We start from the raw sequence: 9,325 nt of genomic DNA, 5'->3' as shown, positions 1-9,325 counted from the left end.
GCGATGCGGCATGGGGTGTTGCCGCGGACGTTGCATGTGGATGCGCCGTCGCCGCAGGTGGACTGGTCGGCGGGCGCGGTGGAGCTGCTGACCGAGGCCCGGCCGTGGGCGGCGGTTGCGGACCGTCCGCGCCGGGCCGGAGTCTCGTCGTTCGGGATCAGCGGGACGAACGCGCACGTCATCCTGGAAGAGGCCCCGCCGGCCGACCCGCCCGCCACGGCGCCCCCCGCGGCCCCGCTGACGCTGCCGGTCACGCCGATCGTGCTCACCGCCCGGACGGAGGAGGCACTCGCCGCCCAGGCCGAGCGGCTGCGCGTTCTCCTCGCCGGGCAGCCGGTCGCACGCGGGCCGGTCCCGGTGGACGCCGTCGCCCGGTCGCTGACCAGCCGCGCGGTGCTGGAGCACCGGGCCGTCGTCCTGGCCGCGGGCCCGGCCGAACTGGTCGACGGCCTCACCGCTCTGGCCACCGGCCGGCCCGCCGCCGGGATCAGCCGCGCCGGCGCGGAGCCGGGCCGCCTCGGTGTGGTGTTCACCGGCCAGGGCGCTCAGCGGTTGCGGATGGGCCGGGAGCTGGCCGCGGTGTTCCCGGTGTTCGCGGCTGCCTATGACGAGGTGTGCGGCCTGCTGGACGTCCACCTGGATCGCCCGCTGCGCGGCGTGGTGGACGGGGAGGACGCCGCTGCGCTGGATCAGACGGGGTATGCGCAGCCGGCTCTGTTCGCGGTCGAGGTGGGGTTGCTGGCGCTGGTGCGGTCGTGGGGTGTGGACCCGGAGGTGGTGGCCGGGCATTCGATCGGTGAGGTCACGGCCGCGTATGCGGCGGGGGTTCTCGACCTGGCGGACGCGGCGGCGCTGGTGGCGGCGCGGGGTCGGTTGATGCAGGGGTTGCCGGCGGGCGGCGGGATGCTGGCGGTCGGTGCGGCGGAGGCCGATGTCCTCGCCGCACTGGCGGCGGCGGAGCTGGCGCTGGATGTGGCGGCGGTGAACGGGCCGAGCTCGGTGGTGCTCTCCGGCCCGCTCGACCTGATCGACCAGGCCGCGGGGGTCGCGGCTGGCCGTGGGTGGAAGACCGGGCGGCTGCGGGTGAGCCACGCGTTCCACTCGGCGTTGATGGAGCCGATGCTCGCCGAGTTCGAGGCGGTCGTACGCGGCCTGTCGTTCGCCGAGCCGACAAGCGCCGCCGTCTCCACTGTCACCGGTCAGCCCGTAGGCACCGGGGAGTGGTCGGATCCGGCCTACTGGGTGGCGCAGGTGCGCCGCCCGGTCCGCTTCGCCGACGCGGTCGCGACGATGGCCGCCCAGGGCGTCACCCGGATCCTGGAGATCGGCCCGGACGGCGTGCTCACCGCGCTGGCCGCCGAGATCCGGCCGGACATCGTCGCGGTGGCGACCCTGCGCCGCGAGCGGGACGAGGCCGGCACCTTCCTCGCCGCGCTCGCCGAACTGTTCGTCCACGGCACCGGCGTCGACTGGGCCGGCGCGCTCGCCGGCACCGGGACGTCCCTCGTCGACCTGCCGACGTACCCCTTCCAGCGGCAGCGGTACTGGCTGCGCACCGCCACCCCGGCGCAGGACGCCCGGCCAGGCGACAGCGCGGCCGCCGGCTTCTGGGCCGCGGTGGAACGCGACGATCTCAGCGCGGTGGCCCGGGAGCTGCGTCTCGACGCCGACTCGCAGGCGGGGACGCTCGACACCGTCGTGCCGGCGCTGCGTGCCTGGCGGCGCCGCCGCCGGAGTCAGGACGTCGTCGACTCCTGGCGCTACCGCGAGCAGTGGCGACCACTCGCCGACCCGGGCACGACCACCCTGACCGGCACCTGGCTGCTCGTCGCACCCGAGGGCACCGCCGCGGCCGAGGGCACCGCCGCGGCCGAGGGCAGCGGCGTGGCCGAGGGCAGCGGCGTGGCGGGGATCGCCAGGCTGATCGGCGCGCACGGCGGCGAGGTGGTGACCGTTCCCGGGTGCACCGACCGGGCCGTGCTCGCCGAGCGGCTGCTGGCCGCCACCGCCACCGCCACCGAAGCCACCGACGCGGCCACCGTCACCGCCACCGACGCGGCCACCGCCGGCCGGCTCGCCGGCGTCGTGTCGCTGCTCGCCGACGACACCGCCCCCGACCCCGCGCACCCCGTGGTGAGCAGAGCGCTGAGCGGGACGTTGGCGCTGGTCCAGGCGCTCGGCGACGCGGCCGTCGAGGCCCCGCTGTGGATCATCACCCGAGGCGCGGTGACGACCGGGCCGGCCGACCCGCCGGTCAGCGTCGAGCAGGCCGAGGTCTGGGGGCTGGGCCGGGTCGTCGGCCTGGAGCACCCCGACCGCTGGGGCGGCCTGATCGACCTGCCCGCCCCGACCGACCAGCCAGACCGGCCCGCGAACCTCGACCAGCCCACCGTGCTCGACCAGCGCAGCGCCGCTCGCGTCGCCGCCGCGCTCGCCGGCCTCGACGCGGCCGGCCGGCCCGGCACCGGCACCGGCACCGGCCAGCGCCAGGGCGAGGACCAGATCGCGGTCCGGCGCACCGGGATCCGGGCCCGCCGCATCGCTCACATCCCGGCCGGTGACGACGGCGCCGGGTGGCGGCCCCGCGGAACCGTGCTGGTCACCGGCGGCACCGGTGCGCTCGGGGCGCACGTCGCCCGGTGGGCGGCCGCGAACGGCGCCGAACATCTCGTGCTCGCCAGCCGGCGGGGGCCGGCGGCCGACGGCGCCGAGCGGCTCGCCGCCGAGCTGACCGAGGCCGGCGCCCGGGTCAGCGTGCTCGCCTGCGACCTCGCCGACCGTGCAGGGGTCGCCGACCTCCTCGCCGGCCTCGCGGGCGAGCAGCTCTCGGCCGTCGTGCACACGGCCGGCGTCGGCGGCACCGGCGCGCTCGCCGACCTCGACACCGCCGCGCTCGCCACCTACCTGGCCGGCAAGACCACCGGCGCCGGACACCTCGACGAGCTGCTCGGCGACACTCCGCTGGACGCGTTCGTCCTGTTCTCGTCGATCGCCGCCGCCTGGGGCAGCGGCTGGGGCGGCGCCTACGCCGCGGCCAACGCCGGCCTGGACGCGATCGCGCAGCGGCGCCGGGCCCGCGGGCTCGCCGGCACCTCGATCGCCTGGGGTCCGTGGGCGGGCGGCGGCCTGGCCTCCGTCGGCTCGACCGCGGACGACCTGCGCCGCCGCGGCCTGGCGGAGATCGCCCCCGACCTGGCGATCGACGCGCTGCGCCAGGCCGTCGCCGCCCGCGACGCCACCGTCGTCGTCGCGGACGTCCACTGGGAGCGGTTCGCGCAGACGTTCGCCGCCACCCGCCGGCGACCGCTCATCGAAGACCTGCCGGAGGTGCGCGCGCTGGACGCGACGCCCGCGGCCGGCGCCGGGGCGGGCGGCGGCTGGCGGGACGGGCTGGCCGCGCTGACCGCGGCCGAACGCGACACGGCGCTGCGCGACCTCGTCCGCGCGCACGCCGCGGCCGTGCTCGGCTACGCCTCCGGGGAGGCGATCGCCCCCCGGCGGCCCTTCCGCGACCTGGGTTTCGACTCGCTGACCGCCGTCGAACTGCGTAACCGGCTGGCCGCCGAGACCGGGCTGCGGCTGCCGCCGACGCTGGCGTTCGACTACCCGACCAGCGAGGAGCTGGCCCGCTTCCTGGATGCCGAGGCGTTCGGCTCCGGCGCCGGCCCGGCGGCCGTGCGCGCCGCGGTCGTCCCCGGCGGGCCGGGCGGGCCGGCCCAGGACGACCCGGTCGTCATCGTCGCGATGGCCTGCCGCTTCCCCGGCGGGGTCGCGTCCCCGGAGGACCTCTGGCGCGTCGTCGACACCGGCACCGACGCGGTGGGCCCGTTCCCCACCAACCGGCACTGGGACGTCGACGCCCTCTACGACCCGACGGAGACCGACGCGCCGCGGGCGTTCGAGGGCGGCTTCCTGCACGACGCCGACCTGTTCGACCAGATCCTGTTCGGGATCAGCCCGCGTGAGGCGCTCGCGATGGACCCGCAGCACCGGCTGCTGCTCGAGGTCTCCTGGGAGACCTTCGAACGCGCCGGACTCGACCCGCTCGGCCTGCACGGCTCGTCGGTGGGCGTGTTCGTCGGCACCACCAACCAGGGTTATCTGCCGCTGCTGGCGGACGTCCCCGAGGACCTCTCCGGGTACGTCGGCATCGGCAGCGCGGGCAGTGTGGCCTCCGGGCGGATCGCCTACACCTACGGCCTGCAGGGCCCGGCGGTCACCGTCGACACGGCCTGCTCGTCGTCGCTGGTCGCGCTGCACCTCGCCGTGCAGGCGCTGCGGTCCGGGGAGTGTGACCTGGCGGTCGCCGGCGGGGTGACCGTCATGTCGACCCCGGGCACGTTCGGGGAGTTCAGCCGGCAGCGCGGGCTGGCCGCCGACGGGCGGTGCAAGTCGTTCGCGTCCGCCGCGGACGGCACCGGCTGGGCCGAGGGCGTCGGGCTGTTCCTGGTCGAACGGCTCTCCGACGCCCGCCGGCACGGCCATCCGGTGCTCGCCGTGGTCCGCGGCACCGCGGTGAACTCCGACGGCGCGAGCAACGGCCTGACCGCCCCGAACGGCCCCGCGCAGCAGCGGGTGATCCGCCAGGCGCTGGCCAACGCCGGGCTCGCCGCCGCGGACGTCGACGCCGTCGAGGGCCACGGGACGGGCACCGTCCTCGGTGACCCGATCGAGGCGCAGGCCCTGCTGGCGACCTACGGCCGGGAGCGGCCCGCGGACCGTCCGCTGTGGCTCGGCTCGGTCAAGTCGAACATCGGCCACACCCAGTCCGCCGCCGGCGCGGCCGGGCTGATCAAGATGGTGCAGGCGCTGCGGCACGGCGTGCTGCCCCGCACCCTGCACGTCGACGCGCCCTCCCCGGCCGTCGACTGGACGGCGGGCGCGGTCAGCCTGCTCACCGAGGCCCAGCCGTGGTCCGGGCCCGGCCCGCGCCGCGCCGCGATCTCCTCGTTCGGGGTCAGCGGCACCAACGCCCACGTCATCATCGAAGAACCGCCCCCGGCCGAACCCGTCCCCGCGCGGGCCCCGGTGTCGGCTTCCGCGCCGGCTTCCGTGCCGGACGGCGGGTCCACCGACCGTGCCGTCCTGCCCTACCTGCTGTCGGCGACCGACCGGACCGGGCTGCGGGAGCAGGCCGGGCGGCTGCGCGCCTTCCTCGCCGGGCGGCCCGAGCTGGCGCCGGGCGACGTCGCCCGCGCCACCGCCACCCGGTCCCGGCTCGGGCACCGCGCCGTCCTGCTCGCCGCCGACCGCGACCAGCTGCTCGACCAGCTCACCCGGCTCGCCGACGGCGGCCCGGCGGGCGACGTCGTGCGCGGCCAGACCGGCGAGGGCCGGCTCGCGCTGCTGTTCACCGGGCAGGGCGCGCAGCGGCTCGGCATGGGCGGCCGGCTGTACGTCGCGTTCCCCGTCTTCGCCGCCGCCTTCGACGAGGCCTGCGCCCACCTGGACGAACACCTCGACGCCCCCACCAGCGCGAACATCACGGCGAACGCCGCCGCGAACGCCGCCGCGAACGCCGCCGCGAACGCCGGCTCGGACGCTCCCGCCGGCTCGATCGCCGAGGTGATCCGCGCCCACCCCGAGGCGCTGGACCGCACCGGCCACGCCCAGCCGGCGCTGTTCGCCGTCGAGGTCGCGCTGCTGGCACTGCTGCGCGACTGGGGCGTCACCCCGGACGTCGTCGCCGGCCACTCGATCGGCGAGGTCACCGCCGCCTACGCGGCCGGGGTGCTCTCGCTGGCCGACGCCGCGGCGCTCGTCGCCGCCCGCGGCCGGCTGATGCAGGCCCTGCCCGCCGGCGGCGGGATGCTCGCCGTCGGCGCCACCGAGGCCGACGTGCGGGCCGCGCTCGACCAGGCCGACCGGGACCGGACCAGCCAGGGACAGGCCGGCCTGGAGATCGACGTGGCGGCGGTGAACGGGCCCGCCACGGTGGTGCTCTCCGGCCCGCACGAGGCGCTGGACGCCGCCGCCGGCCTCGCCGCCGAGCGCGGCTGGCGGACCAGCCGGCTGCGGGTCAGCCACGCGTTCCACTCGGCGCTGATGGAGCCGATGCTCGCCGAGTTCGCCGCCGTCGCCCGCGGCCTCGCCTTCGCCGAGCCGCGGCTGGCCGCCGTCTCCACCGTCAGCGGCGCCGCGGTGCGGCCCGGCCAGTGGTCCGACCCCGAGTACTGGGTGGCGCAGGTACGCCAGCCGGTCCGCTTCGCCGACGCCGTCCGCACGATGACGGAGCAGGGCGTCACCCGGTTCCTGGAGGTCGGCCCGGACGGCGTCCTCACCGCGATGGTGCGCGACACCGCTCCGGAGGCGACCGCCGTCCCGGCCCTGCGCCGCGAGCGGGACGAAACCGGCACGCTGCTCGCCGCGCTCGCCACGTTGTTCGTCGCCGGCACCGACGTCGACTGGGCGAGCGCCATCGACGCCACCGGGACCGCCGCCGGCCCGGCTGTGCTCGACCTGCCCACGTACGCCTTCCAGCGGCAGCGGTTCTGGCCGCGTCCCGCCGACCTGGCGGCCGGTGGAGCCGATCTCGGCCAGGCGGCGCCCGGACATCCGCTGCTCGCCGCCGCCGTGCCGCTGGCACAGGGCGAGGGGACGCTGTTCACCGGACGGTTGTCGGTGCGGGCCTTCCCCTGGCTGGCCGACCACGCCGTGCTCGGCGAGGTGCTCGTCCCCGGCACGGCCCTGCTCGATCTGGCGCTCTGCGCGGGCGACCTGGTCGGCGCGCCGGTCGTCGACGAGCTCGTCCTGCGCCGGCCGCTGGTCCTGCCGCCCGACGAGGCCGTGTGGGTGCAGGTGACCGTGGGCGGGCCCGACGGAGCCGGGCAGCGCGCGGTGAGCATCCACTCCCGCCCCGAGACCGCCGACCCGGCCGACGCCTGGACCGCCAACGCGGCCGGCACCCTGCGGGCCGAACACCCCGGAGCAGAGCACCCCGGTGAGCCAGGTCCCGGCGCGGTGGGTGCCGCCGACCTCACCCAGTGGCCGCCGCCCGGCGCCGAGCCCGTGCCGGCCGACGGCGTCTACGACGTGCTCGCCGCCGCCGGGTTCGGCTACGGACCGGTCTTCCAGGGCCTCACCGCCGCCTGGCGGCACGGCCCGGACCTCTACGCCGAGGCCCACCTACCCGAGACGGCCACCGCGGACGGCTTCGCCCTCCATCCGGCTCTGCTCGACTCGGTACTGCACGCCCTGATCCTCAGCACGCCCACTCCCGCCGACGGCGCTTCCGGTGACGAGGCTTCCGGTGACGAGGGCTCCGGCCGGGATGCCTCCGCCGAGGCCCGGGTGCCGTTCGCCTTCTCCGGGGTCCGGGCGCACGCCACCGGCACGACGGTCCTGCGGGCCCGGATCCGGCCGGCCGGGGCACCGCCGGCCGGTGGTGGCACCACGGGCGACGGCGCGGGCGGGGTGCGGCTGGAGCTGGCCGACGTCGCCGGCCGGACGGTCGCCACCATCGACGGGCTCGCCTTCCGGCCGGCCGGCGACGACCGGGGCACCGGCGGGCAGGACACGGCCGCGCGTTCCCTGTTCGAGCTGACCTGGATCGAGCAGACCGTCCCGCCGGTCGCGGACACCGACCCGTGGCTGGTGTGGACGCTGGCCGCCGGTCTGCCCGAACCGGTCCCCGGCACGGCCGTCGTCCTCCTCGACTGCACCGAGGCCAGCCTGGCCGGCACCGATCCGGCCGGCACGGCCGCGGTGGACCCGGCGGTGGACCCGGCGGCGGTGCTCGCGCGCACGGCCGCGCTGCTGGACGTCGCGCGGGCCTGGGCCGAGGACGAGCGCTGGGCCGACACCCGGCTGCTGGTGGTCACCTTGGGAGCGGTGGCCGTGGACGGCGGCGAGCCGCTCCCCGGGCTGGCGAGCGCGGCCCTGTGGGGCCTGCTGCGCACCGCCCAGCTGGAGCACCCGGACCGCTTCCATCTGGTGGACGTCGACACCGCCCCGGACCTCCCACGGACCCGGCAGCTGCTGCGCGCCGCCGTCGCCGCGGGCGTGCCGCAGGCGGCGGTGCGCGGCGGCGCACTGCGCGAGCCACGGCTGGTCCGGCCCACGCCGCCCGCCGCCGTCTCACCGGGGGCGCCGGGCACGGGGCCGCTGGGCACGGGGCCGCTGGGCACGGGGACGGTGGTCGTGACGGGGGCGACGGGCACACTGGGCGCGGTCGTCACCCGGCACCTCGTCGCCGCGCACGCGGTGTCCGACCTGCTGCTGGTGAGCCGGCGCGGCGCGGCGGCGGCGGGCGCCGACGAGCTGGTCGAGGAGCTGGCGGCCGCCGGTGCGCGGGTGCGGCTGGCGGCCTGCGACCTGGCCGACCGCGCCGCCGTCGGGGAGCTGCTGCGGGACGAGCCGGTCTCCGCGGTGGTGCACGTGGCCGGCGTGCTCGACGACGGCATCCTGACGTCGCTCACCGGGAGCCGGCTGGCGGCCGTGTTCCGGTCGAAGGTCGACGCGGCGCTGAACCTGCACGCCGCGACCGCCGGCCGGGAGCTGGCCGCGTTCGTGGTCTTCTCCTCCGCGTCGGGGGTGTTCGGCAACGCCGGGCAGGCCAACTACGCCGCGGCCAACACCTTCCTGGACGCGTTCGTCGCCTGGCGGCGCCACCAGGGCCTGGCGGGAACCTCGCTGGCCTGGGGCCTGTGGGCCACCGACGGCGGCATGGCCGGCGCGCTCGCCGACACCGACCGCGGCCGGCTCGCCCGCTCGGGCGTCAGCGGGCTCTCCCCGCGGGAGGGCCTGGACCTGCTCGACCTGGCGCTCGCCGCCGACCTGGGCCTCGCCGTGCCCATCCGGCTGGACCTCGCGGGCCTGCGGGCCGCCGGACACCTGCCGCCCCTGCTGCACAGCCTCATCCGACCGGCACGCCGCGTCGCCGACACCGCCGGCGCCGCCGGGCCGTCGCTGGCCGAGAGCCTCGGCCGGGCCGACGAGGCCGAACGGCTGCGCGTCGCCCTGCACGCCGTGCGCGGTCACGCCGCGGACGTGCTCGGCTATCCCGCGCCCGAGGACATCCCGGCGACCCGGGCGTTCCGCGAGCTGGGCTTCGACTCGCTGACCGCCGTCGAACTGCGCAACCGGCTGTCCACCGGGACCGGCCTGCGGCTGCCGGCGACCCTCGTCTTCGACTACCCGAACGCGACCGCCCTCGCCGAGTTCGTCGCCGGGGAGCTGTCCGGGCGGGTCGCCGCCGTGGACGTCCCGGCGGTGGTGACCGCCGCCGGCGACGACGAGCCGGTGGCGATCGTGGGGATGGCGTGTCGCTATCCGGGTGGGGTCTCCTCTCCCGAGGAGTTGTGGGAGCTGGTCGCGTCGGGTGGTG

General features: G+C 77.7%; 1 protein-coding gene. It reads left to right on the top strand.

The features are described from left to right. Positions 1–36 precede the first annotated feature (36 nt). On the top strand, positions 37–9,325 hold a 9,289-nt coding region (locus B056_RS35170; protein ID WP_018500784.1), incomplete at its 3' end, for a type I polyketide synthase.

Source organism: Parafrankia discariae (genome assembly GCF_000373365.1).
Lineage (GTDB): Bacteria > Actinomycetota > Actinomycetes > Frankiales > Frankiaceae > Parafrankia > Parafrankia discariae.
The sequence above is the reverse complement of the archived record's forward strand: the minus strand, read 5'-3'. Positions and strand labels throughout refer to the sequence as shown.